This is a genomic window from Mesorhizobium sanjuanii, from assembly GCF_002529485.1.
GTDB classification, from domain to species: Bacteria; Pseudomonadota; Alphaproteobacteria; order Rhizobiales; family Rhizobiaceae; genus Mesorhizobium; species Mesorhizobium sanjuanii.
In genome coordinates this window covers 20,347-44,470 of sequence record NZ_NWQG01000065.1, presented here as the reverse complement: position 1 = coordinate 44,470, position 24,124 = coordinate 20,347, and the positions used below count along the sequence as shown (strand labels likewise).

21 protein-coding genes and 1 tRNA gene are annotated in these 24,124 nt (G+C 62.1%); 11 read left to right on the top strand and 11 right to left on the bottom strand.

Annotated elements, in window-relative coordinates; translation table 11 throughout:
- Positions 1-129: 129 nt before the first annotated feature.
- Both CN311_RS12370 and CN311_RS12365 read right to left on the bottom strand, forming a co-directional pair.
- Positions 130-204 (bottom strand) — tRNA-Val (locus tag CN311_RS12370).
- Positions 205-331: 127 nt separating this feature from the next.
- Positions 332-1,015 carry a phosphoglycolate phosphatase gene (locus tag CN311_RS12365; protein WP_097573996.1) on the bottom strand — a complete coding sequence of 228 codons (684 nt, stop codon included), beginning with the start codon at positions 1,013-1,015 and terminating at the stop codon, positions 332-334.
- Positions 1,016-1,177: 162 nt separating this feature from the next.
- Here CN311_RS12365 and rpiA point away from each other — a divergent pair, with 162 nt between their 5' ends.
- The 3 genes from rpiA (at position 1,178) to gor (ending at position 3,975) form a co-directional block, all read left to right on the top strand.
- Entirely contained in the window at positions 1,178-1,909 is a 732-nt protein-coding gene (rpiA, locus tag CN311_RS12360; protein WP_097573995.1) for a ribose-5-phosphate isomerase RpiA, read from the top strand.
- Complete coding sequence (locus CN311_RS12355; protein ID WP_097573994.1) at positions 1,896-2,471, top strand: DUF2059 domain-containing protein; 576 nt, start codon at positions 1,896-1,898, stop codon at positions 2,469-2,471. Before rpiA ends, CN311_RS12355 begins: the two co-directional genes overlap by 14 nt.
- Positions 2,472-2,586: 115 nt before the next feature.
- Positions 2,587-3,975, top strand: a complete 1,389-nt coding sequence (gene gor, locus CN311_RS12350) for a glutathione-disulfide reductase (RefSeq protein ID WP_097574034.1) — start codon at positions 2,587-2,589, stop codon at positions 3,973-3,975.
- A 55-nt stretch (positions 3,976-4,030) separates the two neighbouring features.
- On the opposite strand, the gene mgtE is transcribed toward gor, so the two are convergent.
- The 4 genes from mgtE to CN311_RS12330 all read right to left on the bottom strand — a co-directional run bounded on the left by mgtE (position 4,031) and on the right by CN311_RS12330 (position 10,652).
- Positions 4,031-5,395: a magnesium transporter gene (gene mgtE / locus CN311_RS12345; protein ID WP_097573993.1), complete on the bottom strand. Its 1,365-nt coding sequence runs from the start codon at positions 5,393-5,395 to the stop codon at positions 4,031-4,033.
- Positions 5,396-5,659: 264 nt separating this feature from the next.
- On the bottom strand, positions 5,660-7,546 hold the full coding sequence (locus tag CN311_RS12340; protein WP_165779682.1) for an ABC transporter ATP-binding protein/permease: 1,887 nt from the start codon (positions 7,544-7,546) through the stop codon (positions 5,660-5,662).
- Between the two features lie 584 nt (positions 7,547-8,130).
- Positions 8,131-8,811 (bottom strand): DsbA family oxidoreductase, encoded by a 681-nt coding sequence (locus CN311_RS12335; protein ID WP_097574032.1) that lies wholly within the window; start codon positions 8,809-8,811, stop codon positions 8,131-8,133.
- A gap of 20 nt (positions 8,812-8,831) precedes the next feature.
- Complete coding sequence (locus CN311_RS12330) at positions 8,832-10,652, bottom strand: extracellular solute-binding protein (RefSeq protein WP_097573992.1); 1,821 nt, start codon at positions 10,650-10,652, stop codon at positions 8,832-8,834.
- A gap of 233 nt (positions 10,653-10,885) precedes the next feature.
- On the opposite strand from CN311_RS12330, the gene CN311_RS12325 reads away from it, so the two are divergent.
- Positions 10,886-11,515, top strand: a complete 630-nt coding sequence (locus tag CN311_RS12325) for an invasion associated locus B family protein (RefSeq protein WP_097573991.1) — start codon at positions 10,886-10,888, stop codon at positions 11,513-11,515.
- A 75-nt stretch (positions 11,516-11,590) separates the two neighbouring features.
- On the opposite strand, the gene hspQ is transcribed toward CN311_RS12325, so the two are convergent.
- Positions 11,591-11,914, bottom strand: a complete 324-nt coding sequence (hspQ, locus tag CN311_RS12320) for a heat shock protein HspQ (RefSeq protein ID WP_165779681.1) — start codon at positions 11,912-11,914, stop codon at positions 11,591-11,593.
- 220 nt (positions 11,915-12,134) lie between these two features.
- On the opposite strand from hspQ, the gene CN311_RS12315 reads away from it, so the two are divergent.
- Positions 12,135-13,097: an AEC family transporter gene (locus CN311_RS12315; protein ID WP_097573989.1), complete on the top strand. Its 963-nt coding sequence runs from the start codon at positions 12,135-12,137 to the stop codon at positions 13,095-13,097.
- Here CN311_RS12315 and CN311_RS12310 read toward each other — a convergent pair.
- A complete protein-coding gene (locus tag CN311_RS12310; RefSeq protein ID WP_097574031.1) occupies positions 13,074-14,285 on the bottom strand; it encodes a UbiH/UbiF family hydroxylase in 1,212 nt (403 codons plus the stop codon). The genes CN311_RS12315 and CN311_RS12310 overlap by 24 nt on opposite strands.
- Before the next feature lie 355 nt (positions 14,286-14,640).
- Between CN311_RS12310 and pcsA the strand changes: the two genes are divergently transcribed.
- The 6 genes from pcsA to CN311_RS12280 all read left to right on the top strand — a co-directional run bounded on the left by pcsA (position 14,641) and on the right by CN311_RS12280 (position 21,344).
- Positions 14,641-15,414: a phosphatidylcholine synthase gene (gene pcsA, locus CN311_RS12305; RefSeq protein WP_208866480.1), complete on the top strand. Its 774-nt coding sequence runs from the start codon at positions 14,641-14,643 to the stop codon at positions 15,412-15,414.
- Between the two features lie 29 nt (positions 15,415-15,443).
- Positions 15,444-16,421: a quinone oxidoreductase family protein gene (locus CN311_RS12300; RefSeq protein ID WP_097573988.1), complete on the top strand. Its 978-nt coding sequence runs from the start codon at positions 15,444-15,446 to the stop codon at positions 16,419-16,421.
- A gap of 144 nt (positions 16,422-16,565) precedes the next feature.
- Positions 16,566-18,143, top strand: a complete 1,578-nt coding sequence (locus CN311_RS12295) for an ABC transporter ATP-binding protein (RefSeq protein WP_165779679.1) — start codon at positions 16,566-16,568, stop codon at positions 18,141-18,143.
- Positions 18,140-19,252 (top strand): ABC transporter permease, encoded by a 1,113-nt coding sequence (locus CN311_RS12290; RefSeq protein ID WP_097573987.1) that lies wholly within the window; start codon positions 18,140-18,142, stop codon positions 19,250-19,252. The genes CN311_RS12295 and CN311_RS12290 overlap by 4 nt, the downstream gene beginning before the upstream one ends.
- Positions 19,252-20,226 (top strand): ABC transporter permease, encoded by a 975-nt coding sequence (locus tag CN311_RS12285; protein ID WP_097573986.1) that lies wholly within the window; start codon positions 19,252-19,254, stop codon positions 20,224-20,226. Before CN311_RS12290 ends, CN311_RS12285 begins: the two co-directional genes overlap by 1 nt.
- A 50-nt stretch (positions 20,227-20,276) precedes the next feature.
- Entirely contained in the window at positions 20,277-21,344 is a 1,068-nt protein-coding gene (locus tag CN311_RS12280; protein ID WP_097573985.1) for a BMP family ABC transporter substrate-binding protein, read from the top strand.
- Between the two features lie 76 nt (positions 21,345-21,420).
- Here the strand turns inward: CN311_RS12280 and rimO are convergent, their stop codons facing one another.
- The 3 genes from rimO to CN311_RS12265 form a co-directional block, all read right to left on the bottom strand.
- A complete protein-coding gene (gene rimO / locus CN311_RS12275) occupies positions 21,421-22,737 on the bottom strand; it encodes a 30S ribosomal protein S12 methylthiotransferase RimO (RefSeq protein WP_097573984.1) in 1,317 nt (438 codons plus the stop codon).
- Between the two features lie 104 nt (positions 22,738-22,841).
- Positions 22,842-23,501, bottom strand: coding sequence for a TerC family protein (locus tag CN311_RS12270; RefSeq protein WP_097573983.1), 660 nt, complete (start codon positions 23,499-23,501; stop codon positions 22,842-22,844).
- A 197-nt stretch (positions 23,502-23,698) separates the two neighbouring features.
- Positions 23,699-24,106: a DUF930 domain-containing protein gene (locus tag CN311_RS12265; protein WP_097573982.1), complete on the bottom strand. Its 408-nt coding sequence runs from the start codon at positions 24,104-24,106 to the stop codon at positions 23,699-23,701.
- Between the last annotated feature and the right edge of the window lie 18 nt (positions 24,107-24,124).

The following is a 24,124-nucleotide window of genomic DNA, read 5'->3' as shown; positions in this document are numbered from 1 at the left end:
TAGATAGTGCTTGAAGTGTCGCCGACCGCCTGACGCATCGCCTGGACCAGGGCCGAGGCCAAAATCCAACGGCGCGATTTGCAGGCTGGGGTCCGACTGCGTTAAATGTCTGAATTTGCGAATGAAATTTGGTGGGCGATGCAGGGATTGAACCTGCGACCCCACCCGTGTGAAGGGTGTGCTCTCCCGCTGAGCTAATCGCCCGCTCGTTGCCCGAAGGCCAAGCGCGCCGCGATATAAGGGAGGCAGGCCCGCGAAGTCAAGGCGATGCCCGCAGGCGATGTCCCACCTTTGGCGGGGACCAGAATGCGATCGCGGCAGCGCGTGCCGCTCAGTGTGCCGCCGCGGCGATCAGCCGTTCCGCGAGATCCAGCGTCAGCGCGTCGAAATGCGAGATCACCGCCGACGGTTCGAATTCGCGCACATGACGATCAGTGTAGCCGAAATCGACGGCGACTACCGGAATGCCGGCCGCTTTCGCCGTATCGATATCGGTCTGCGAATCGCCGACCATCAGCGCACCGTTCGGGTTGCCGCCGGCGAGCGCGATGGTATGTGTGAGATGGCGGGGGTCAGGCTTGCGGAAAGCGAACGTGTCCTGGCCGCAGATCGCGGCGAAATGGCTTGCCAGGCCGAGCGCCTCGATCAGCGCCACCGAGTTGGCCTCGTATTTGTTGGTGCAGATGGCCAGGAGATAGCCGGCATTCTCGAACCGGGCTATCGCCTCGACGACACCGGGGTAGGGGCGTGACTTGCCGGGGATGTTGTCGGTGTAGTGATCGAGGAACAATCTCAGCAAGCGGTCATGCTCGTCCACCGCAAGCGATCTTTGCTGCGCGGCATGGGCTCGCTCGATCATCACCCGGCCGCCATGGCCGACGAAGCGCTTGAAGCCGGCCTCGTCGACAGCCGCGAGCTCACTGGCGGCGAGACTGTGGTTGAGGCTGTCCAGCAAATCCGGCGCCGTGTCGATCAGCGTCCCGTCGAGGTCGAACACGATGATCGGTCGAGTCATGGCCTGTCCTGTGACGATTGCATTGCGCAGGCGATACCCCCTGCGGTCCGATCAGGCAAGCCGGCCCATGCAAGCCGTCTGGACCAGTCCACAGCCAAGGTCTTTGAACGGGCGGGCAAAAATGCTAGGAGCGCGCAAACAAAAACGGGGCGCGACAGGGGCATGGATGCGAGGCAATTGAAGGTCGAGGCCGCGCGGGCAGCCCTTGCCCATGTCAGCGACGGCATGCGGCTCGGCATCGGCACCGGCACGACCGCCGAGGAATTCGTGCGGCTGCTCGCCCAAAAGGTCGCCACCGGCTTCACGATCGTCGGCGTGCCGACCTCGGAGCGCACCGCCATCCTTTGCCGCGAGCTTGGCGTGCCGCTGTCGGACCTGGAGGAGACGCCCGAACTCGACCTCACCATCGATGGCGCCGACGAGGTCGACCCGGCGCTGACATTGATCAAGGGCGGTGGCGGCGCGCTGCTGCGCGAGAAGATCGTCGCGGCGGCCTCCGCACGCATGATCGTCATTGCCGACCGTTCGAAAATGGTGGAGATGCTCGGCCGTTTTCCACTGCCCATCGAAGTCAATCAATTCGGCCTGCGCGCCACCGAAATCGCGGTCGGTGCGGCGGCCGCGGGACTCGGCCTTTCCGGTCCTGTCACATTGAGGATGACGGGGAGCCAGCCTTTTGTTACAGACGGCGGCCATTTTATCCTCGATGCATCTTTTGGCCGCATTCCGGATACAAGAGCGCTTTCGAATGCTCTCCACGCCATTCCAGGCGTTGTCGAGCATGGTCTTTTCATCGGGCTGGCGTCAGCGGCCATCATCGCCGGCGGCGACGGCATCCAAACCGTCCATGCCGCCCGAAAACCAGGGAGTTCTACCGATCATGATGTTGCATAACCGGGTTCGCCGTCTTTCCGCCATTGTCGCGGCTTCGGCCGTCTTGGCGTTTTCCGCGCCGGCATTCTCGCAGGACGTCACCGACGCGCATTTGAAGGCCGCGCGCGCCGCGGTCGCGGCGATCCATGCGACGGATCCGTTCGACAACATCCTGCCGCAGGCCGCGGCCGCGCTCGAGCAGCAGCTCATCCAGAAGAACCCCGACATGCAAGAGCTGATCGGCAAGACGATCAACGAGAAGGCGCTGTCGCTGGCCGCACGCCGCGCCGACCTCGAGAAGGAAGCAGCCCTTGCCTATGCCAAGGTGTTTTCCGAACAGGAACTCAACGACATCGCCGCCTTCTACAATTCTGCGTCCGGCAAGAAGCTGCTCGACAGTGGCCCGGCCGTGACGCGTGACCTGGTCAAGGCGGCCGACATCTGGCAGAACGGCCTCGCCCGCGATCTCGCCCAGCAGGTCGGCGAAACGCTGGCCGCGGCAGCGAAAGCCAAGGCGACGGCGGCGCCCGCGGATGCCGCGGCTCCAGTGGACGGCACACAGCCGGAAGCACCAAAGAACTGATTTCTTTCCGCGGCGGTTTCGCCACTGGACCAGAAAGCCCGGCTTGTCCGGGCTTTTCTTTTGATGCTTTGCGGCCTACCTGTCTCGAACGTTTCGAAGCATGAGGAGCCACGGCATGGCCGGTTACGACTACGATCTTTTCGTCATCGGTGGCGGCTCCGGCGGGGTCAGGGCGGCGCGTGTGGCGGCAGCGCTCGGCAAGCGCGTCGGCATTGCCGAGGAATACCGGTATGGCGGCACCTGCGTCATCCGCGGCTGCGTGCCGAAGAAGCTCTATGTCTATGCCTCGCAATTTCCCGAGCATTTCGAGGACGCCGCCGGCTATGGCTGGACGGTGCCGCAGGCAACTTTCGACTGGCCGACCCTGGTTGCCAACAAGGACCGCGAGATCAGCCGGCTGGAGGCCATCTACAAGAGGAATGTGCAAGGCGCCGGCGGCGAGACGTTTCATTCGCGCGCCGTGCTGGTCGACCCGCATGCGGTACATCTTCTCGGCGAAGACCGCACCGTCACGGCCGACCAGATTCTGATCGCCACTGGCGGCCGCCCGGCACCGCATCCGGCTCTGCCCGGCCATGAGCATTGCATCTTTTCCAACGAAGCCTTTGACCTCACGGAACTGCCGAAGGCGATCATGATCGAGGGCGGCGGCTACATCGCCGTCGAATTCGCCAACATCTTTCACGGCCTCGGCGTCGAAACCACGCTGGTCTACCGCGGCAAGGAGATCCTCTCCCGCTTCGACATGGACCTCAGGTGCATGCTGCATGAGACGATGGAAAAGAAGGGGATAAGGATCCTCTGCCATGCGGTGTCGGAATGGGTCCGCAAGCGGCCGGACGGCCGGCTTGACGCGGTTGTCAGCGGCGGCAAGGCGTTGACGGTCGATCAGGTCATGCTCGCCATCGGCCGCATCCCCAACACCGAAAACATCGGCCTTGAAGGCGTCGGCATCGAATTGACCAAGACCGGCGCGATCAACGTCGACCCATATTCGCGCACCAACATCGACAACATCTGGGCGATCGGCGACGTCACCAACCGCGTGCAACTGACGCCGGTGGCGATCCATGAGGCGATGTGCTTCGTCGAGACCGCCTTCAAGGACAATGCGACCGCGCCCGACCATGACACGATCGCCACCGCTGTTTTCTCGCAGCCGGAGATCGGCACGGTCGGGTTGTCGGAGGACGAAGCGATAAAGCGCTTTGCCGACATTGAAATCTACCGCGCCACTTTCCGGCCGATGCGGCACACGCTGTCGGGCCGTGACGAAAAGATGCTGATGAAGCTGGTGGTCGATGGCCTCTCGAAAAAGGTGCTTGGCGCCCATATCCTCGGGCCGGACGCCGGCGAGATGGCGCAGCTCCTCGGCATCCCGATCAAGGCCGGCCTCACCAAGGACGATTTCGACCGCACCATGGCCGTGCACCCGACCGCGGCGGAAGAACTCGTCACCATGTACAAGCCAACCTACCGGGTGAAAGATGGCGAGCGCGTCTGACGATGCCAGCCTTTTGCGCCCCACCGCGGCAATCGCGGTGGGGCGCAGGGAAAGGCTACAGGAGCGTTCCGCGCAGGATCACCATCGCCACCGAAAAATAGATCACCAGGCCTGTGACATCGACCAGCGTGGCGACGAAAGGGGCCGAGGCGCTTGCCGGATCGAAGCCGACCCGTTTCAGGGCGAACGGCAGCATCGATCCCGACAGCGAGCCGAAGGTGACGATTCCGACCAATGCCGCCCCGACCGTCGTGGCGATCAGCGGCCAGTGCGGACCGTAATCGTAGAAGCCCAGATACTGCCAGAGCGCGATGCGGCAGATGCCGACGACGCCGAGGATCGATCCGAGCACCAGACCGGTCGGCAATTCGCGCAAGGCCACCCGCCACCAGTCGCCAAGGCCGATCTCGCGTAACGCCAGCGCCCGGATGACAAGCGATGTCGCCTGCGAGCCGGAATTGCCGCCAGAACTCATGATAAGCGGTATGAACAGGGTGAGCACGATCGCCTTTTCCAGTTCGCCCTCATAGCTCTGCATGGCGTTGGCGGTCAGCATCTCGCTGATGAACAGAGCGCACAGCCAGCCGGCGCGTTTCTGGATCATGGCGAGAAAGCTCATCTTCATGTAGGGCTCGTCGAGAGCCTCCATGCCGCCGAAACGATGCACGTCCTCGGTCGTCTCCTCGATCATGGTGTCGATGATGTCGTCGATGGTGACGATGCCGAGGATCTTGCCGTGGTCGACGACCGGAACCGCGAGCAGGTCATACTTGGAGATCGTCTGCGCCACTTTTTCGCGGTCGGTCAGCGGTGACACCGTCACCGGCATGCGATCGGGGGCGATCGCCATGATCAGATCGTCCGGCTCGCCGGTGATCAGCCGGCGCAGGCCGGTCGAGCGCACCAGGACATGCGTCTTGGGATCGACGATGTAGATCGCGTAGACGGTCTCTCGTGTCCGCTCGACCTTGCGGATGTAGTCCAGCGTACGGCCTACGGTCCAGTCAGAGGGCACGCTGACGAACTCCGTCGTCATGATCGAGGCAGCGCTGCCTTCGGGATAGCCGAGAATGGCAAGCAGCGTCGAACGCAGCGGCGGCGCGAGGCCGCCGAGCAGTTCGGAACGCGCCGGCTCTTCCAGATCGCGCAGAAGGTCGGCGGCACGGTCGACCGACATGGCGGCCAGCAGCTTGCCGGCCTTGACGCGGGGCAGCGCCTCGACGAGGTCGGATGCGCGGTCGAGTTCCGGCTGGTCGAAAATCCCGACCAGCCGCTCGAACGGCACTTCACAAAGCAGCTCCGTCGCCGTTTCGCGAGGCTCGTGGTTCAGGGCCTCGACGACGTCGGCGACGTGATCGTTGGCAAGGATACGGGCGATCGCGACTGCATCGTCGCCCGCTACGGGGGAAAATTCGTTCATGGCTCACTCCTTGCCGTCCGGCAGGACGTGAACCTGTCAGGTCACGTCTAGGCGGACGGCGGTTGCGTTCGACTGTGACTGTCGCCAGGCATGGCGCGGTGACCTTTCTGCTCGCGGGTTTGGATTGGGATCTGCAAGCCGGCGCAACATAGGAGCGCTTCTTGCCGAGTCAATTGCTGTCAGGGCTGAAAACGGCAGCGAACGGGCCTCATCGCGAGACTGTGATCGGCGTTGGATTGCTGGCACTATGCCATCGTGTCGAAGCTATCTCTGCTTCAGCCGACGGGAGAAACGCAGCCATTTGTCCTCGACCGGCGTTGGCTGTGCGAGGATGGTGGTGAGTTCGCGAGGCAGGCTCGGAACCAATGGCTTCTTGGTCGCAACGCCATCCGTGATCGAGACCACGCTGTGGTAGAATTCGGCGCCTGAAAGCGATCTTGGCGGCACGGCCTCGTGCATGACGCTGATGACCGTCACATCGGGGCAATTGTCCTTGATCGCCTGATGGAAGGCGATCTTTCCGGCGGGATCGAGCGCGCCGGTCGCTTCGTCGAGGAACAGCAGTCCCGGCTGCTGCAGCAAAATGCGGGCGACAACCAGCTTCTGCTTCTGGCCGCCGGAGAGAACCTGATCCCAGATCTTTCCCTCGCGACTTTCGTCGGCCATGTGTTCGATGAAGTCGCCAAGGCCGGCCCTGTGCAGCGCCGATGCGACCTGTGTATCGGAATGATCGTGCTCGGAGCCAGGCAGGCAGGCCAGTTGCTTCAGCGAGACCTGCTGCAGCTTGACCTCCTGGGCGGCATAGAAACTCCTGACGCTCTCCGGGAAGACGATGGTGCCGCGGCCATAAGGCCAAAGCCCGTTGATCGCCTTGATCAACGAGGTCTTGCCGCAACCGGATTCGCCCTTGAGGAATGTCCATTCGCCGCGCCGGAAGCGCAGATTGGCGGCGCTAAGGAACGGCGATGCGTCTTCGCCCTGATGCGCCAGCTCAAGCTTCTGGATGGTCAGGCCGAAGACCGGGTTCTGACTGGCATAGCGGAAATCGGAAAGGCCGGTCTGCCGGTAGAATTCCTGCGGATGCTGGACGTTTTCAATGGCGTTCGCCAATTCGGTCACACGCTGGCTGTTGGCCCGGAGCGCCGCGATGGCAGGCATGACATGGATGAACCACGAACATTGGCTGATCAGCGAATTGACCATCTCGGAGCCGGTTATGTAGCCCTTGAGATCGAAGCCGTTGTGGATGAAGGGCACGAGGCCCGGCCCGTAAGCGACAATGCGGGCGCCGATGAAATTATAGATCAGCTCGAACGAATTGTAGCTGGTGTTGACGATGTTCAGCCGCGCCCAGGTGCGATCGATGTCGACATAGCGCTGGCTATGCATGGTCCTTTGCACATCCTCGCCGCGCGATGCGGCGACGTGGAAGCTGCGGCGTAGAAAAGTGGTCAGCTCGCCGCGATAGCTGCCTTCGGCCTGCTGCATCCTGACGTTGAGCCGTTCCAGCAACTTGCCCAATTTGACCGCGATCCAGGTGTTCAGCGGCACATAGGTAGCGACCGCCAGAAACGCCAGGACGGCGCTGCCATAGCTGCCGAGGAATTCCAGCCCTCGGACCTCCGCTGAGTTTTCAAGCAGTTTCTGACCAACGAAATAGAGCGAGGTGGCGACGGCCAGAACACCCATGGCAAGCCCAATGGCGCCGCCGGTCATGTCCTTGATCGATTCCTGGATGCGCTGGTCGATGTTGTCGGGAGCGGCGGAGCCGGACGAGCCATGCTGGGCATGGAAGTGCGTGTGATTGGGGTCAAGCAGCGCTTCGTTGAAGCGGCTGTCCAGCCAGCCGCGCCATTTGCGATGCAGCGTCGTGGAAACGAGGGTGCGGATGCCGGTAAAGCCGGCGTCCTTGAGCACAACCAGAAGGACAAGTATGCCGGCATTGGTCAGCAGCGACCGAAGCGGCGTGGTGTTTGCGGCATCGTGGAAGAAGGCGATCGAGTTGACCAGTTCGCCGGATGCTTCGGCGAACCAGACGCCGGATTTGCTGGAGAGCGCCGTGAGCAGCGCTATGATCAGCGTCAGCGTCCAGGCTTCCTTCCAGCGATCCGAGAACCAGTAGGCCCGCATCAGCCCCCAGAAGCTGCGCATGGAGGACACCGGCGTCAGGGGCGACTGCCTTTCGACATCGCGAAGCCATTTTTCCGATATTGAGTGTCGCTCTGGTCTACCGACCCGAATCACGATCCCGCCCAAACCTTTTTAGTTTTGTTACGAACAGTAACACCAATTGATCATTTTCTATTAATTTTTCTCCGGCTGCAGCGGATTGGCCTGACGGCCGTTGCCATGAAGCAACAGATTACGAGGCTGCAATGTCGTGTGATCAATTGTCGGAAGGCTGTTTATCCTTATAATTTCAGATAGTTGTCAGGTGGCACGCAGAACAGCAGACGTCTTACCTTGGGGAAGCTTCTCACACGGTTTTGTGAACGTCATCATCCACTCGAAGAACCAGGACTCTCGCTTTCAGCTGACGGAAACAGCTGAAAATGGCTCGGGATGATTCGGCTTTTCCTTACGTCACCGCACATACCGAGGGGCGATACGTGACCGGAAAAGTATTGCCGCACTCTGTCAAAGCGGCCCGCCGGAGCGACATGCGTCGTCGGCCAACTGCGCGGGCAGCAATGGCCATGATTTCTTCGTCAGCACGGCCAAGGAGGGGGAGGGACTCAGTCGACCTTTTCCAACTCGCCCCGCACCTTGGCCGCCGCCACCTGGCGAATGGCGTCGGTGAGCGTGCCGGCGTCCTGCGCGCCCATCACCGCATATTTGTCCTCAAGCAGGAAGCACGGCACGCCGGTGATGCCCATGCGCGAAGCGGTAGCGATTTCTGTCCGCACCGCGTCGACATCGGCGTCCGTCGGCAAAAGTGTCTCGACCACGGATGCGTCCATGCCGGCCTCACGGGCGGCTCCAATCAGCACGGCATGATCGCCGAGATTGGCGCCTTCCTCGAAATTCAGCTGGAACAGGCGCCGCACCAGCCGGTTCTGCACGGCTTCGCCGGCGGCGCCTGCCCAGCGGATGAGGCGATGCGCGTCCAGCGTGTTGGGCGCGATCTTGATCGCATCAAAGGCGAAGGAAATCCCTTCCGCCTCGCCCAGCGGCTCGATGCGGGCATGGATATCACGGATGCGCTGCTCGCTGCCGAACTTGGCCATCATATACTCGCGGCGGTCCTTGCCTTCTGGCGGGATGGTCGGATCGAGCTGGAACGGCCGCCAGCGTATATGCACCTCGACATCGCTCGCAGCGGCGACGGCCTTGTCCAGCCGCTTCTGGCCGATGAAACACCATGGGCAGACGACGTCGGAGACCACGTCGACCGTGATGGAGTTGTCGGCGCTCATGGTCGTCTCCTTGGCTTGTCTCAGTTGGGCTTCCGCCACCAGGTCGGCAGCTGATAACCGAATATGGGTGTCTTTTGCGGATGTTCCAGATAGGCCCAATAAGCGAGCCATTGTTGCGTGTTGTATTGCATGGGCACCATGTAGTTGCCTGAGATCAGCAGCCGGTCGAGAACGCGCACGGCAGCGACATAGTCTTCCTTGGTCCGAGCATTCAACATCGCGTTGATCGCAGCGTCGACAGCAGGATCGGCGACACCGGCGAGGTTGAACGATCCCTCGGTCTTGGCAGCGGCGGATCCCCAGCGCCCGAGTTGCTCGATGCCGGGCGACAGCGAGTTGTTGAAGCCGCTTGTTCCGATCAGCATCTCGAAATCGAAGCGTTGCTTGCGAGATTGGATCTGGTCGCCGTCGAGGGCGCGGATGGTGACGTCGATGCCGATCTTCTCCAGCGTGCGCTGGTAGATGGCGGCGAGGCGTTCTTCGTCCTGCGACGCCGTCAGGATCTCGAAGCCGAAGGGTTTGCCCTCGGGATCGAGCATCACCCCATCCTGCACGGTGTAGCCCGCGCCTTTCAACATGTCGAAGGCAGCCTTCAGCACCTTGCGGTCCTGGCCCGAACCGTCAGCGACGGGCGGCCGGTAGGTGCCGTCCATGACATCGGCCGGCACGCGGCCAGGGAAGGGCGCCAGAAGCGCCTTTTCCCGATCGTTGGCCGGGTGGCCGAGCGCGGAAAGCTCCGAGTTCTGCCAGTAGCTCATGGTGCGCGAGTATTTGCTGCCGAACAGGTTCTTGTTGGCCCATTCGAAGTCGTAGAGCATGCCGAGCGCGCGCCGGACGACAGGGTTGGAAAACTTCGGCAGCCGCGTGTTGAACAGGAAGCCGTTGACGACAGGCGGAATGCCCATGTCGAAGGTCTCGGCGATCACCTCGCCCTTGTGGAAGGCCGGGAAGTTGAGATCGCGCTCGCGCTTGACCGGATCGCTGTCATCGTCGATGGCGCAGATGCCTTTCTTGAACGCCTCCAGCTTGGCGTTGGCGTTGAGGAAATATTCGATGGTGATCTGGTCGTAATTGTCGAAGCCACGCTTCGATGGGATGTCCTTGCCCCAATAATTCGGGTTGCGCTTGAAGACGATGCGCTGGCCGGGCTGCACCTTGTCCACCGTGTAGGGGCCGCTGCCGATCACAGGCTTCAGCGTCGTCCTGTCGAAGGTGTCCTTGTCGAAAGCATGCTTCGGCACGATCGGCGTCAGGGCGATGATCAGCGGAAATTCGCGATTGGCTTTGTCGTTGAAGGTGAAGCGCACGCTATGCTCGCCGGTCTTCTCCAGCTTGGCGATCATGCTCATGCGGTCGCTGTAGGGCGGGCGGCCCTTGTCGGTGAAAACATCATAGGTGAACAGCACGTCCTCCGGCGTCACCGGCTGGCCGTCCGACCATTTTGCCTTGGGATCGAGGTGGAATTCGATGCTCTTGCGCTCCGGATCCATGTCGGCGCTGCTGGCGAGCAAGCCGTAGAGGCTGAAAGGCTCGTCATAGTTGCGCTGCATCAACGGTTCGAAGACCAGATTGCCGTAAATCGTGTCGATCATGCCTCGCGCGGTCGTGCGCAGGCTCTTCAGGATGAACGGGTTGAGATTGTCGAAGGTGCCGACGACGCAGTAGGTGATGCTGCCGCCTTTCGGCGCATCGGGATTGACATAGTTGAAATGCGTATAGCCGGCCGGCAGCGCCGGCTCGCCCTGCATGGCGATCGCATGTTTCGGCTCGGACAGCGCCGGCTGGAGCGAAAGGGTGACAAACGAGATCGCAGCGATCAGCCAAACAAGAATGCGGCCCATGACCGTCTCCTTACCGGGTCGGCTTGATGATTCGGAGCGCACACTAGCATGAGGCGGCCGCGCGACAGCCAATCGCGTCTTCAAGAATTGCGGCTATCGGGCTGGATTCGGCATCGCTTGCAGTGTAACACGCCGTCCGAAGTCATTCTGTTGCCTCATTTCGGCAACAGGTAGCTGGACCACACGGCGCGAAGAAGCCGGTCCCCGGGATCATTTGAGAGGAAGTGCACGACATGACGAGCCTGAACAGCAACGCATACCGCCTTTCGGCCATGGCCGCTGGCGTGGTCGGCTTTCTGGTCGCCGGGCTTCCTGCCGCCTCCGCGCAGCAGCAACAGCAGATTCCGCAAGGCTGGTTCAAGGCCTGCACCAAGCAGGAAGACGTCGACATCTGCAATGTCCAGAACATCACCACCGCCGGCAACGGCCAGCTCATCACCGGCGTCAGCCTGATCGAGTTGAAGGGCAAGGTGAACCGCAAGGTGTTCCAGGTCACGGTTCCGACTGGCCGCCTGGTTCCTCCCGGTATCGGCCTCCAGATCGACACCGGCAAGGCGCAGAAGCTCGACTATGTGATCTGCTTCCCCGACCGCTGCGTGGCGGAAGTGCCGTTGACCGACCAGCTCGTCGCCTCCTTCAAGAAGGGTTCGAACCTGACGCTCACTTCGGTCAATTTCCAGAATCAGCCGAACCCGATCAAGATCGCATTGACCGGCTTCAGCGGCGCCTTCGATGGTCCACCGCTGCAGCAGTCGGACATCGAGGATCGGCAGAAGAAGCTGCAGGATTTCGTCGCCAAGAACAACCAGGACTTCGCCAAGAAGCTCAAGGAAGAGCAGGACAAGGCAAAGACCGCCAACTGATCGGCGCGTTCTCGGAACAAGAAAAAAGCGGGGCATGTCCCCGCTTTTCTGTTCTTGGCCGATTCCGGAGTGCCGTCAGTGCCTTAACTGACGTTTCGGCTCGTAGCGGCCGTCCGGGCGTTTGTCGAACATCTCGCCGATCTGCGGATGCCGTACCGGTTCGCCAGACTGGTCCTCAAGCAGGTTCTGCTCGGACACATAGGCAATGTATTCCGTTTCCGAATTCTCGGCGAGCAGATGGTAGAACGGCTGGTCCTTGCGCGGCCGTGCCTCCGCGGGGATCGCCTCGTACCACTCCTCGGTGTTGGCAAATTGCGGGTCGACATCAAAGATGATGCCGCGGAACGGAAACAGCCGGTGGCGAACCACCTGTCCGATCGAGAATTTGGCCGTTTTCATCGTACTCACCACTTAAGTCTCAGGCGTGCCCCGCGCTCTTTGCGCAAAAAGACGCTCTAAGACCTTGAATCTACGCATTATGCCACCAAAAATCGAGCCCGACTTTAAGGCTGATCTCCGCTCTATTTGGCGCATGCGCCGCCTCAATTCAATCCCGGAGCGCTTGACGCGCGGTTAAGCTACGGGCTAGCCCGGCCCAAGGGTTTCAGCCAGCGCAAAAATGTCAGACGTCATCGGTCTCGTTCTTCCGTTCTTCGGTTTGATTTTCATGGGCTTCCTGGTGGCACGCATCACCAGGCAGCCGCTGGAAGCGCTCGGCTGGATGAACACTTTCATCGTCTATCTCGCGCTCCCGGCGCTGTTCTTCCAGCTGCTTGCCAAGACGCCGTTCGAGCGGCTGACGGAATGGAGCTTCATCCTCGGCTCGGTGTTGTCGACCTATGCGATCTTTTCATTGATGTTCGCATGGTCGGTGCTGACCTCGCGAGGCGAGATCGCGCAATCAACGATCAAGGCGCTTGCCGCTTCCTATGGCAATATCGGCTATATGGGACCGGGGCTTGCGTTGCTGGCGTTCGGCAAGGACGCCGCGGTGCCAGTGGCTCTGATCTTCTGTTTTGAAAACATCATCCATTTCGCCGTCGCGCCGATGATGATGGCACTTTCCGGCGACGACAAGACATCCCCGTCGCAGCTCATTCTGGGCGTTCTCAGGAAGATCGTGCTGCATCCGTTCATCATTGCGACCGCCTTGGGCGTGGTTGCCGCCTATATCGGCTTTCGCCCGCCGGAACCGGTCGAGCGTTTCCTCGATTATCTTTCGGGCGCCGCGGCGCCCTGTGCCCTGTTCGCCATGGGCGTCACCCTGGCGCTAAGGCCACTCAATCGCGTCCCGCACGAGCTGGCCTTGATAGCGGCGCTGAAGCTGATCCTGCACCCGTTGCTGTGCTATGTCGTGCTGAGCTGGATCGGCAATTTCTCGCAAACCTGGATTTTCTCGGCTGTGCTGCTGGCGGCATTGCCGACCGCAACCAATGTCTTCGTCATCGCCCAGCAATACGGGGTCTGGGTGCAGCGTGCCTCGGCCAGCGTGCTGATCACGACTTGCCTCTCGGTCGTGACGGTGACCGGGCTGCTCTACATGATCCGCCAGGGTGTGCTACCGGCGGACCTGTTTCCTTAAGCCGCCGGCAAGCGCGGCAAAACCGCTGCCGGGCCGCAACCCCTCGCGCATGAAGAAGGCGCGCAGCGGCGCGAAGCCGCCAAGCACGCCAAGGCCGGCGCTGCGCGCCAACTGGGCCGGCAGCATGTCCGAGAGCAGCGACCTGTTGAGGAGATTGACCGCGCTGCTGCGCGCCAGAATGTCGGGCCGGCGCCTGAAATCGTAGGCTGCGAGCGACTTGACCGCACCAGGGTCATCTTTATTTTTGCAGGCGATTTCAATCAGATCGTCGATATCCCTGATACCGAGATTGAGACCTTGCGCGCCGATCGGCGGAAACACATGCGCGGCCTCGCCGACAAGCGCCACCCGGTTGCGCGCAAAACGACGGGGCGTCACGCCCGAAAGCGGGTAGACCTGCCGGCCAGGCTCAACTGACACCCGGCCCAACATCGATTGCATTTGTTGTTCGACCCGCATCGAAAGCGTGGCGTCGTCCAGCGCGGCGAGTTCCTTTGCCGTCTCCGGTTCCACCACCCAAACGAGGCTGGACCGGTGGCCGGGCAGGGGCACCTGGGTGAACGGACCGGTCTCGGTGTGGAATTCGGTCGAGGTGAAAGCGTGCTCGCCGCGGTGGCCGAAATTGAGAACCAGCGCCGCCTGCGGCAGGGACCGGACGGATGTCGAGATGCCGGCAGCCTCGCGGGCCGGCGACAGGCGTCCGTCGGCGGCGACCGCCAGCGATGCCGTGACCTCGCTGCCATCGGCGAGAATGGCATGGGCATGACCGGCATCGAGCCGCCACGCCTCGACCATGGATTTTCGCCATTCTATACCGGAATGCGCCGCAACAGCCTTGGCAAGTGCCGGATTGAGCGCGCTGTTGGGCAGGTTCAGCCCGAACTCCTCCTCGCCGATCTCGCTGGCGCGAAAAGTGACCACCGGACTGCGCACCAACCTGCTGGTTGCATCGACGATGCGCATCACCTTGAGCGGTGCAGCCTTTGACCTCACCTCGTCGAGAACGCGCAACCGCTCGAGTATTTTCAGGGCGGGGTTCATCAAGGCCGTCGTGCGGCCATCAAGGCCGCCGGCCTCGGGTCCGACCAACGTCACGGCGAAGCCGGCGTCGGCAAAACCGAGTGCCGCGATCAGCCCCGCCGGGCCGCTGCCGGCAACCAGTATCGGCGCTGTCTTCTGATGGTCCAAATTCGGCTTCCGGGTCACGATGCAGGCTCATCGGCCTGCCAACGGATATAGGTCAGATCATGCGGCTTGATCAACGTGGCGATTCGGCCCATTCGATTGCCTTGGCGGTAGAGTTCAGTGGGCGCCGGCTTCGGAGGGGTGCGATACTGCTTGTCTGGGCAGCCGCCCTGCTAGTAGTCTCGGCATGAGCGGGGGAGAATTCAATGGCGGACCGGAGCAGGGCGAGGAAGAGAGAATCCGTTCTCTCCGGCCGCAACTGGAACCTTGCCGGCATCGCGGCCGGCATCGGCAAGCCGGACTGGCGGACCTCGTGAGCAAGAAGACAACGGCCAGGAAAATCGCCGAGCGGATTCCGATGCCGAAGAAGAAGGTCACTTGGCCGCAGGCGCGCGCTTTTTCGGTCCATCTCTTGACCGCGTCAGGCTCGTTCCTGGCTTTCCTGTCGCTGGTGGCGGCAAGCGAGGAGCGCTGGACGGCGATGTTCTGGTGGCTGGGGCTGGCGCTGTTCGTCGATGGCATCGACGGGCCGATCGCGCGCAAGCTCGACGTCAAGGAGATCCTGCCGACCTGGTCGGGCGAGCTGCTCGACAACATCATCGACTACGTCACCTACGTGCTGATTCCCGCCTTCGCGCTCTACCAGCGCGGCTTCATGGGCGAGGGCTTGTCGTTCCTGTCGGCGGCGATCATCGTCGTCTCCAGCGCCATCTACTATGCCGATACCGGCATGAAGACGAAGGAGAACTTCTTCAAGGGATTCCCGGTGGTCTGGAACATGGTGGTGTTCACCCTGTTCGTCATCGAGCCGGGACAATGGGTTTCCTTCGGCGTGGTCGTGGCGGCCGGCATCCTGACCTTCGTACCGATCAATTTCATCCATCCGGTGCGGGTGGTACGGCTGCGGCCGATCAACCTTGGCATGACGCTGCTTTGGTGTGCTTTCGGGGCGCTGGCGCTGGCGCAGGCAGCACTTGCCGCCTTCTATGACCAGATCGGTGTGCTCGGCGAGCAGGTAAGCATCTTCACCAAGATCGGTATCACGATCTCGGGACTTTACCTCGCCTGCATCGGCGGTATCATGCAGTTCTTTCCAAACCTCGGCGCCAAGCCGGATTCCAGGAAGACCTGATCTCCTAGAGAACCTGAGCCCAAGAGACAATGTCCAAAGCCATCCGTATCCATGCCCATGGCGGTCCGGAGGTCCTGACCTATGAGGACGCCGATCCAGGTCGGCCTGGAGCGGGGCAGATCCTGATCAGACACACGGCGATCGGCCTCAATTTCATCGATGTCTATCATCGCTCGGGCCTTTATCCGCCGCCCGGCGGTTTCCCGCTGATACCCGGTGGCGAGGCAGCTGGGGTGGTCATGGAGGTCGGCGCTGATATCGACTGGCTGAAGCCAGGCAATCGCGTCGCCTATGCCGTGAATGTCGGCGCCTATGCCGAACAGCGCGTGATCGCCGCCGACCGCGTGGTGAAGGTGCCGGACGGTATCAGCGACGAACAGGCGGCCGCCATGATGCTGAAGGGCATGACCGCGGAATACCTTTTGCGCCGTACCTTCAAGGTGAAGGCGGGAGACACGATCCTGTTCCACGCAGCCGCCGGCGGCGTCGGGCTGATCCTTGGCCAATGGGCAAAGCACCTCGGCGCAACGGTGATCGGCACCGCCAGCTCAACCGACAAGATCGAACTCGCCAAGGCACATGGATTCGACCATGTCATCAATTACCGCGAGCAGGATTTCGTCGCCGGCGTGCTTGCCATCACTGGCGGCAAGAAGTGCGACGTCGTCTACGATTCGGTTGGCAATGATACGTTTCCGGCCTCGCTCGACTGCCTGAAGCCGCTCGGCATGTTCGCCAGTTTCGGCCAGTCGTCGGGGCCAATCCCGCCATTCAGCATGTCGCTACTGGCGCAGAAGGGCTCACTGTTCGTGACGCGGCCGACGCTGTTCGTCTACAACGCAAGGCGTGAAGATCTCGAGGCGTCAGCCGCCGCGCTGTTCGACGTCGTGCTGAGCGGCGCGGTCAATGTCAGGATCAACCAGCGCTACGCGCTGAAGGATGCCGGCAAGGCCCATGCCGACCTTGAAGGGCGCAGGACGACCGGGACAACCGTTCTCGTCCCCTGACCTCGGCTTTTCGAAGGGTTGCTCTTTAGCCCTTGAGTTTCCGCTGAAATTCTTGAAGCTCTTTCAAGACGCGTGCCGCTTTCCGACGGGAGCCGGCCACGCATACCATACTCGCGGGAACACAGAACATATCTGGCAAACCAGATGGGAGGCACTGTGAGTGCAAATCAGGACGGCGCAAACCTGCTAGAGGTTCGTGGCCTTACCAAAATATTCGGCACGCTGACGGCGTGCGACCATGTCGATCTCAACATCGCCAAGGGCGAGATCCACGCGCTGCTCGGCGAGAACGGCGCCGGCAAGTCGACGCTGGTCAAGATGCTGTTCGGATCGCTGGAGCCCAATTCGGGTGAGATCTTCTGGAACGGCCAGGCGGTCCGGATCGCCAATCCGGGCTTTGCCAAGAAGCTCGGCATCGGCATGGTGTTCCAGCATTTCTCGCTGTTCGAGGCGCTGACGGCTGCCGAGAACATAGCGCTGTCGCTGGATGACGGTTCGCCCATCAGCACGATCGCCGCCAAGGCGAGGGCGCTTTCCTACAGCTATGGCTTGCCGCTCGACCCGGAATCGCTGGTCGGCGACCTGTCGGTCGGCGAGCGCCAGCGCATCGAGATCATCCGCTGCCTCTTGCAAACGCCACAGTTGATCATCCTCGACGAGCCGACTTCGGTGCTGACGCCGCAGGAAGCCGACAAGCTGTTCGAGACGCTCGAACGACTGCGCTCGGAGGGCAAGTCGATCCTCTACATTTCGCACCGGCTGGAAGAGGTCAAGCGCATCTGCGACCGCGCCACCGTGCTGCGCCACGGCAAGGTGGTCGGCCATTGCAATCCGCGCGAGGAAACCGCCGCGTCGCTGGCGCGCATGATGGTCGGCAACGAAGTCAAGGCAGTGGTGCGCGCCCCGGCCGAGGGTATCGAGACCGCGCAACCCCTGCTGGAGATCCGCGCGCTCAGCCGCAACCCGGCAACGCCGTTTTCGATCCCGCTGAAAAACATCAACCTCAATGTGCGCGCCGGCGAGGTGATCGGCATCGCCGGCGTCGCCGGCAACGGCCAGGGCGAGTTCTTCGAATCCGTCTCCGGAGAAGTGCTGCAGCAGGATGCGGCCTCGGTGCGCATCCGCGGCAAGGACGCCGGCGGCCTCGGCATCACCGGCCGGCGGCTGATGGGTGCCGCCTTCGTGCCCGAAGAACGGCTCGGCCATGGCGCGGCGCCGCGCATGAAGCTTTCCGAGAACCTGCTGCTGTCGCGCCATGCCACCGACGGCAAAGTCTTTGTCGGCGCCGGCGGCATGGTCAAAAGCGACGCGATCTACAGCGCCGCCCAGCGTATCATCAAGGCGATGGATGTGCGCAAGAGCGCGCCCGATCCGGAGGCGGCAGCGCTGTCGGGCGGTAATCTGCAGAAATTCATTGTCGGCCGCGAACTCGACCGCCGACCCGGGGTCATGGTCGTCAACCAGCCGACCTGGGGGGTCGACGCGGGTGCCGCCGCCCACATTCGCCAGGCGCTGATCGAGCTGGCGCGCAGCGGCTCGGCGGTGCTGGTCATCAGCCAGGATCTCGACGAACTGTTCGAGATATCGGACTCGATCGCGGTCATGCACAATGGCGAATTGTCCAGGCCGCTGCCGATTGCCGAGGCCACCTTCGAAAAGATCGGACTGTTGATGGGCGGCGCCGAGCCCGGCCACGCCGAACACACTCTGGAGACGGCATGATGCGCCTCGAACTCGTCAAACGCCCGCAGCGCTCGACGCTATTTTCGGCGCTGTCGCCCTTCATAGCATTCCTGCTGACGATCATCGCCGGCGCCATCATGTTTGCTCTGCTCGGCGTCAACCCCTTGAGTGCATTTGAGATTTACTTCATCGAACCGATCAGCCAGGTCTGGCAGCTGCATGAGCTGGCGATCAAGGCAGCGCCCTTGATCCTGATCGCGGTCGGCCTCTCGGTCTGCTACAGGGCCAATATCTGGAACATCGGCGCCGAGGGCCAGTTCATCCTCGGCGGTATTGCCGGCTCGATGATCCCGGTGCTGTTTCCGCAGTTCGAAGGGCCGCTGGTGCTGCCGCTGATGCTTTTGCTCGGCATGGTCGGCGGCGCCGCCTATGCGGCGATCCCGGCCTTTTTGAAGACACGCTTCGGCACCAACGAGATCCTGACCAGCCTGATGCTGGTCTATGTCGCCCAGCTCTTCCTCGACTGGCTGGTGCGTGGTCCCTGGCGCGACCCGCAGGGCCATGGTTTCCCGCAGACGGTGCAGTTCAACGACTCGGCCATCCTGCCGGAATTGATGCCGGAGTCCGGACGGGCAAACTGGGGTTTCGTCTTCGCGCTGGTCGCGGCTGTGCTGATCTGGATCCTGATGAGCCGGATGCTGAAGGGCTTCGAGGTCCGTGTGCTCGGCTCGAGCCCGAGGGCAGGGCGCTTCGCCGGCTTCGGCTTGAACCGCATGGTGTTCTTCGCCTTCCTGCTGTCGGGTGCCCTGGCCGGTCTTGCCGGCATCTCGGAAGTCTCCGGAGCCATCGGCCAGCTGCAGCCGGTGATCTCGCCCGGCTATGGCTTCACCGCCATCATCGTGGCGTTTCTCGGCCGGCTCAATCCGCTCGGCATCGTCGCCGCCGGCCTGGTGCTGGCGCTGACCTATCTCGGCGGCGAGGCGGTGCAAAGTGCGCTCGGCATCTCCGACAAGGTGGCGCGGGTGTTCCAGGGCATGCTTTTGTTCTTCGTGCTCGGCTGCGACACGCTCATCCATTACCGCATTCGTCTGATCGGCTTTGCCGCTCCCAAACTCGAAGCCGCACCGAAACTGGAAGAGGCCCGCTGATGGACGTCACCGTCAACATCCTTCTGACCATTGCCACCGCGGCGACGCCGCTGCTGATCGCGGCGATCGGCGAGCTGGTGGTCGAGCGCTCCGGCGTGCTCAATCTCGGCGTCGAAGGCATGATGATCATGGGCGCCGTCGGCGGCTTCGGTGCCGGCTATCTCACTGGATCGCCCTGGATCGGCCTGCTGGCGGCGATCGCGCTCGGTGCGCTGTTTTCGCTGCTGTTCGCCGTTATGACACTGTCTCTGGCCACCAATCAGGTGGCGACCGGCCTGTCGCTGACGCTGCTCGGCCTTGGCCTGTCCGGCATGATGGGCACCAGCTTCGTCGGCCAGCCCGGTCAGCGGCTGCCCAACCTCGACATTCCCGGCCTGACCTCGCTTCCCGTCGTCGGCAGGTTGCTGTTCGGCCAGGATCCGATCTTCTACATCTCGATCGCGCTGACCGCCGCCGTCATGTGGTTCCTGTTCAAGACCCGCACTGGGCTCACTTTGCGCTCGATCGGCGACAGCCACACATCGGCGCACGCGCTTGGCATCCATGTCATCCGCTACCGCTATCTCGCGGTGATCTTTGGCGGCGCCTGCGCCGGCCTGGCCGGCGGCCATCTGTCGCTGGTCTATACGCCACAATGGGTGGAGAACATGACCGCCGGGCGTGGCTGGATCGCGCTGGCGCTGGTCGTGTTCGCTTCCTGGCGGCCGTGGCGGGTTCTGACAGGCGCCTACATCTTCGGCGCCATCTGGATAGGTCAGCTTCACGTACAGGCAATCAATCTTCAGGACTTCGTCGATGCTCCGTGGATCATCTACAAGGTCGTCGCTTTCTTGAAATCGTTCCCCTCGCAACTGCTTTCTTCGCTGCCCTATCTGGCAACCGTGGTGGTTCTCGTTCTAATCTCGCGCAACAAGCGTCTGACGATGATGAACACGCCGGCTTCCCTGGGGCAGCCATTCGTTCCGGATCGTTGACAACAATAAAAGACGGGAAGCTCCAAGGCTTAACTCAGAGAGGTAACACAATGAAGAAACTGCTTATTGCCCTGATGACGACGACCGCCGCGTTGTCATTGGCGGCGACCGCCGAAGCCCAGGAAAAGCTGAAGGCGTGCTGGGTCTATACCGGCCCGATCGGCGATTTCGGCTATTCCTACCAGCATGACCAGGGCCGTCTGGAGGTGGAGAAGGCACTCGGCGACAAGGTCGAGACCGCCTATCTCGAGAATGTCTCCGAAGGCCCCGACGCCGACCGCGCCTTCGAGCGCCTGGCGCGCGAAGGCTGCAAGATCATCTTCGGCACCTCCTTCGGCTTCATGGACCCGGAGGTGAAGGTCGCCAAGAAATTCCCCAAGGTGATGTTCGAGCACGCCACCGGCTACAAGACGGCGGACAATCTCGGCATCTACAATGCCCGTTTCTATGAAGGCCGCTATGTGCTCGGCCAGATCGCGGCCAAGGAATCAAAGGCCGGCGTGGCCGGTTACATCGTTTCCTTCCCGATCCCCGAAGTGGTGATGGGCATCAATTCCTTCATGCTCGGCGCGCAGTCGATCAACCCGAACTTCAAGGCCAAGATCGTCTGGGTGAATTCCTGGTTCGATCCGGGCAAGGAGGCCGACGCCGCCAAGGCGCTGTTCGACCAGGGCGCCGACATCATCGTCCAGCATACCGATTCCACCGCCGCGCTGCAGGTGGCGGAGGAACGCAAGCTGCACGGCTTCGGCCAGTCTTCCGATATGATCAAGTTCGCGCCGAACGCGCAGCTCACCTCACTCACCGACGACTGGGGGCCATATTATATCAGCCGCGTCCAGGCCGCGCTCGACGGCACCTGGAAGCCGGGCAATGTCTGGCTCGGCATCAAGGACGGCGCCGTCAAGCTCGCCCCGTTCACCAACATGCCCGACGACGTGAAGGCAATGGCCGAGGCAACCACGAAGAAGATTTCCGACGGCTGGAACCCCTTCACCGGCCCGATCGCCAAGCAGGATGGCACGCCATGGCTCAAGGACGGTGAAGTCGCCGACGACGCCACGCTGCTCGGCATGAACTTCTACGTCAAGGGCGTCGACGACAAGCTGCCGCAGTAAGCAGCACGAGGTATCAAACGGAAAGGGCGCCGCATGGCGCCCTTTCTTGTTGGCTTTCTGCTTGAAAATATCTGCGTCAGACCGCCGTGCCGTAGAGATCATAGGCGTCGGCGCGGTCGATCTTGACGGTGACGATGTCACCGGCGCGCATCGGCCGCCGCGAATGGATGTGCACCGAACCGTCGATCTCGGGTGCGTCGTATTTGGTGCGGCCCTTGGCCGAATTGCCATGCGCCTCGTCGATCAGCACCGGCAGGCGCTTACCGACCTTTTTGGCGAGCTGCGTTGCCGAAATCTTCTGCTGGCGCTGCATGAAGCGGTGCCAGCGCGCTTCCTTGATCTCCTGCGGGACCTGCTCGAGGCCGAGCTCGTTGGAGCGGGCGCCCCTGACCGGCTCGTATTTGAAACAGCCGGCGCGGTCGATTTTTGCTTCGTCCAGCCAGTCGAGCAGCATCTGGAAATCATCTTCGGTCTCGCCGGGAAAGCCGACGATGAAGGTGGAACGGATGGCAAGGTCCGGGCAGGTCTCGCGCCAGCCGCGAATGCGCTCCAGCGTCTTTTCGCCATGCGCCGGCCGGCGCATGTTCTTCAGCACCTGCGGTGAAGCATGCTGGAAGGGAATGTCCAGATAGGGAAGGATCTTGCCCTCGGCCATCAGCGGGATGACATCGGCGACGTGTGGGTAGGGGTAGACATAGTGCATGCGCACCCAGACGCCGAGCTTGCCGAGTTCTTCCGACAGGTCGAGGAATTTCGCCCGCACCTCACGGTCGCCGAACATCGACGTCTGGTACTTGATGTCGATGCCGTAGGCGCTGGTGTCCTGCGAGATGACCAGGAGCTCCTTGACGCCGGCCTTGGCCAGCTTCTCGGCCTCGCGCAGAACATCGGCCGCCGGACGTGAGACGAGATCGCCGCGCAGCGCGGGGATGATGCAGAAGGTGCAGCGATTGTTGCAGCCTTCGGAAATCTTGAGATAGGCGTAGTGGCGCGGCGTCAGCTTGACGCCCTGCGGGGGCAGGAGATCGATATAGGGGTCGTGGCTCGGCGGCGCCGCCTCATGCACGGCCGCCATCACGCTCTCATAGGCCTGCGGGCCGGTGATGGCGAGAACGTTGGGGTGTTTTTCGCGAATGACGTCCGGTTCGGCGCCGAGACAGCCGGTGACGATGACCCTGCCATTCTCCGAAAGAGCGGAACCGATGGCGTTGAGCGACTCGTCGCGCGCGGAATCGAGGAAGCCGCAGGTGTTGACGACGACCAGATCGGCGCCGTCATGCTTGCGCGCGATCTCGTAGCCCTCGGCGCGCAGGCGCGTGATGATGCGCTCCGAATCCACAAGGGCCTTCGGGCATCCAAGACTGACGAAACTGACGCGAGGCGCTGCGGACATAAAAGAGTTTCCGGGTTTTCGGGATTGGCGGCGCATTACCACACTTATTGCGGCATTGGTATGGTCGTGCGCGGCAACCGCGAAAGCGCCCCTGGCCGGCGACGTCAGCCGACGGCGTTGTTCACGTGCGGCCAGACTTCCAGCGCGCCGCGATAGATCATGTCGACAGCGACATAGAGGATGATCAGCAGACCGACATAGGCGATCCAGCGATGGCGGTGCAGCAGCCTGGCGATGAAGGTCGCGGCCAGGCCCATCAGCGCGATCGACAGCACCAGGCCGATGATCAGCACGGAGAAGTGATCGCGCGCCGCGCCGGCGACCGCCAGCACATTGTCAAGCGACATCGAGACGTCGGCGACGACGATCTGCAGCGCCGCTTGGCCGAGCGTCTTGCGCTGCGCCTTGCCGGCCACGAGACTATCCTCGTCGAGATCGGAATCCGACAGCGCTTCGGTCGCTTCGTGCTCATCGGCATGCGAGGTGCGCAGTTCGCGCCACATTTTCCAGCAAACCCACAGAAGCAGAATGCCGCCGGCCAGCAACAGGCCGACAATGGCGAGCAATTGGACTGTGACGGCTGCAAAACCGATGCGCAGCACCGTTGCCGCCAGCACGCCAATAAAGATGGCCTTCTTGCGCTGTTCGGTCGGCAGGCCGGCTGCGGCAAGGCCGATGACAATGGCGTTGTCCCCCGCCAGCACGAGGTCGATGGCGATAACCTGGAGCAGGGCCGAGAAGCCCGCGGCGGTAAAAATTTCCATCAACTGGACGTCCCTCGCTGGTTCGCCGATCGTGCGCGTCGGGTGTCCGCCTACGTGTATGGTTCGAACGCGTCAAGAGACTGGTTGGGCGAATCCGGAATTCGGATCATTCCGGAGCAACGCAGGGCGCCAACCAAGAACTCAAAATACCACCAGTAAATATCTTGAATTCCCTAGTATTTTTCTGGTTCTCCAGTCTAGTCGTAGAGATTGTATTTCGCCCAATCGGCTTCCGGAATCTCCTCGCCGATCCGATAGCGAAAATCCAGAACCTTCATGTGGTCGGGCGCTGTCTGGCACTTGAATTTCAGCCGGTACCACTGCCCCTTGCTGCGAAAGGCAGCTCCAGGGCTCCTGATTGCATCGGCGCCCATTTCGGGTGTCGCAAACGCGTAAGCGACGACGCGATCGGCTTTGTATTTGCGATCGTCGTGGCTGATCCGGTCGAGCACTTCAGCGTCGCATCGCTGTTCGAGCCGGGTTTGCGGGTCGAGTTTCAACAGGCCGGCGCGCAAGGCGCTGTCCATGGCATTAGCCGGCAAAGCCAGCGTTGCTGATGCCAGAACGGCTAGACACAGCTTCTTCATGGGCGGGAGAAGCACCATATTTCGGCGGAAAAATCA

What these genes read in the sequence shown, in the direction of transcription:
- CN311_RS12365 (WP_097573996.1), bottom strand. Translation starts at nt 1,015, where the DNA reads ATGACTCGACCGATCATCGTGTTCGACCTCGACGGGACGCTGATCGAC.
- rpiA (WP_097573995.1), top strand. Translation starts at nt 1,178, where the DNA reads ATGGATGCGAGGCAATTGAAGGTCGAGGCCGCGCGGGCAGCCCTTGCC.
- CN311_RS12355 (WP_097573994.1), top strand. Translation starts at nt 1,896, where the DNA reads ATGATGTTGCATAACCGGGTTCGCCGTCTTTCCGCCATTGTCGCGGCT.
- gor (WP_097574034.1), top strand. Translation starts at nt 2,587, where the DNA reads ATGGCCGGTTACGACTACGATCTTTTCGTCATCGGTGGCGGCTCCGGC.
- mgtE (WP_097573993.1), bottom strand. Translation starts at nt 5,395, where the DNA reads ATGAACGAATTTTCCCCCGTAGCGGGCGACGATGCAGTCGCGATCGCC.
- CN311_RS12340 (WP_165779682.1), bottom strand. Translation starts at nt 7,546, where the DNA reads ATGCGCAGCTTCTGGGGGCTGATGCGGGCCTACTGGTTCTCGGATCGC.
- CN311_RS12335 (WP_097574032.1), bottom strand. Translation starts at nt 8,811, where the DNA reads ATGAGCGCCGACAACTCCATCACGGTCGACGTGGTCTCCGACGTCGTC.
- CN311_RS12330 (WP_097573992.1), bottom strand. Translation starts at nt 10,652, where the DNA reads ATGGGCCGCATTCTTGTTTGGCTGATCGCTGCGATCTCGTTTGTCACC.
- CN311_RS12325 (WP_097573991.1), top strand. Translation starts at nt 10,886, where the DNA reads ATGACGAGCCTGAACAGCAACGCATACCGCCTTTCGGCCATGGCCGCT.
- hspQ (WP_165779681.1), bottom strand. Translation starts at nt 11,914, where the DNA reads ATGAAAACGGCCAAATTCTCGATCGGACAGGTGGTTCGCCACCGGCTG.
- CN311_RS12315 (WP_097573989.1), top strand. Translation starts at nt 12,135, where the DNA reads ATGTCAGACGTCATCGGTCTCGTTCTTCCGTTCTTCGGTTTGATTTTC.
- pcsA (WP_208866480.1), top strand. Translation starts at nt 14,641, where the DNA reads ATGCCGAAGAAGAAGGTCACTTGGCCGCAGGCGCGCGCTTTTTCGGTC.
- CN311_RS12300 (WP_097573988.1), top strand. Translation starts at nt 15,444, where the DNA reads ATGTCCAAAGCCATCCGTATCCATGCCCATGGCGGTCCGGAGGTCCTG.
- CN311_RS12295 (WP_165779679.1), top strand. Translation starts at nt 16,566, where the DNA reads ATGGGAGGCACTGTGAGTGCAAATCAGGACGGCGCAAACCTGCTAGAG.
- CN311_RS12290 (WP_097573987.1), top strand. Translation starts at nt 18,140, where the DNA reads ATGATGCGCCTCGAACTCGTCAAACGCCCGCAGCGCTCGACGCTATTT.
- CN311_RS12285 (WP_097573986.1), top strand. Translation starts at nt 19,252, where the DNA reads ATGGACGTCACCGTCAACATCCTTCTGACCATTGCCACCGCGGCGACG.
- CN311_RS12280 (WP_097573985.1), top strand. Translation starts at nt 20,277, where the DNA reads ATGAAGAAACTGCTTATTGCCCTGATGACGACGACCGCCGCGTTGTCA.
- rimO (WP_097573984.1), bottom strand. Translation starts at nt 22,737, where the DNA reads ATGTCCGCAGCGCCTCGCGTCAGTTTCGTCAGTCTTGGATGCCCGAAG.
- CN311_RS12270 (WP_097573983.1), bottom strand. Translation starts at nt 23,501, where the DNA reads ATGGAAATTTTTACCGCCGCGGGCTTCTCGGCCCTGCTCCAGGTTATC.
- CN311_RS12265 (WP_097573982.1), bottom strand. Translation starts at nt 24,106, where the DNA reads ATGGTGCTTCTCCCGCCCATGAAGAAGCTGTGTCTAGCCGTTCTGGCA.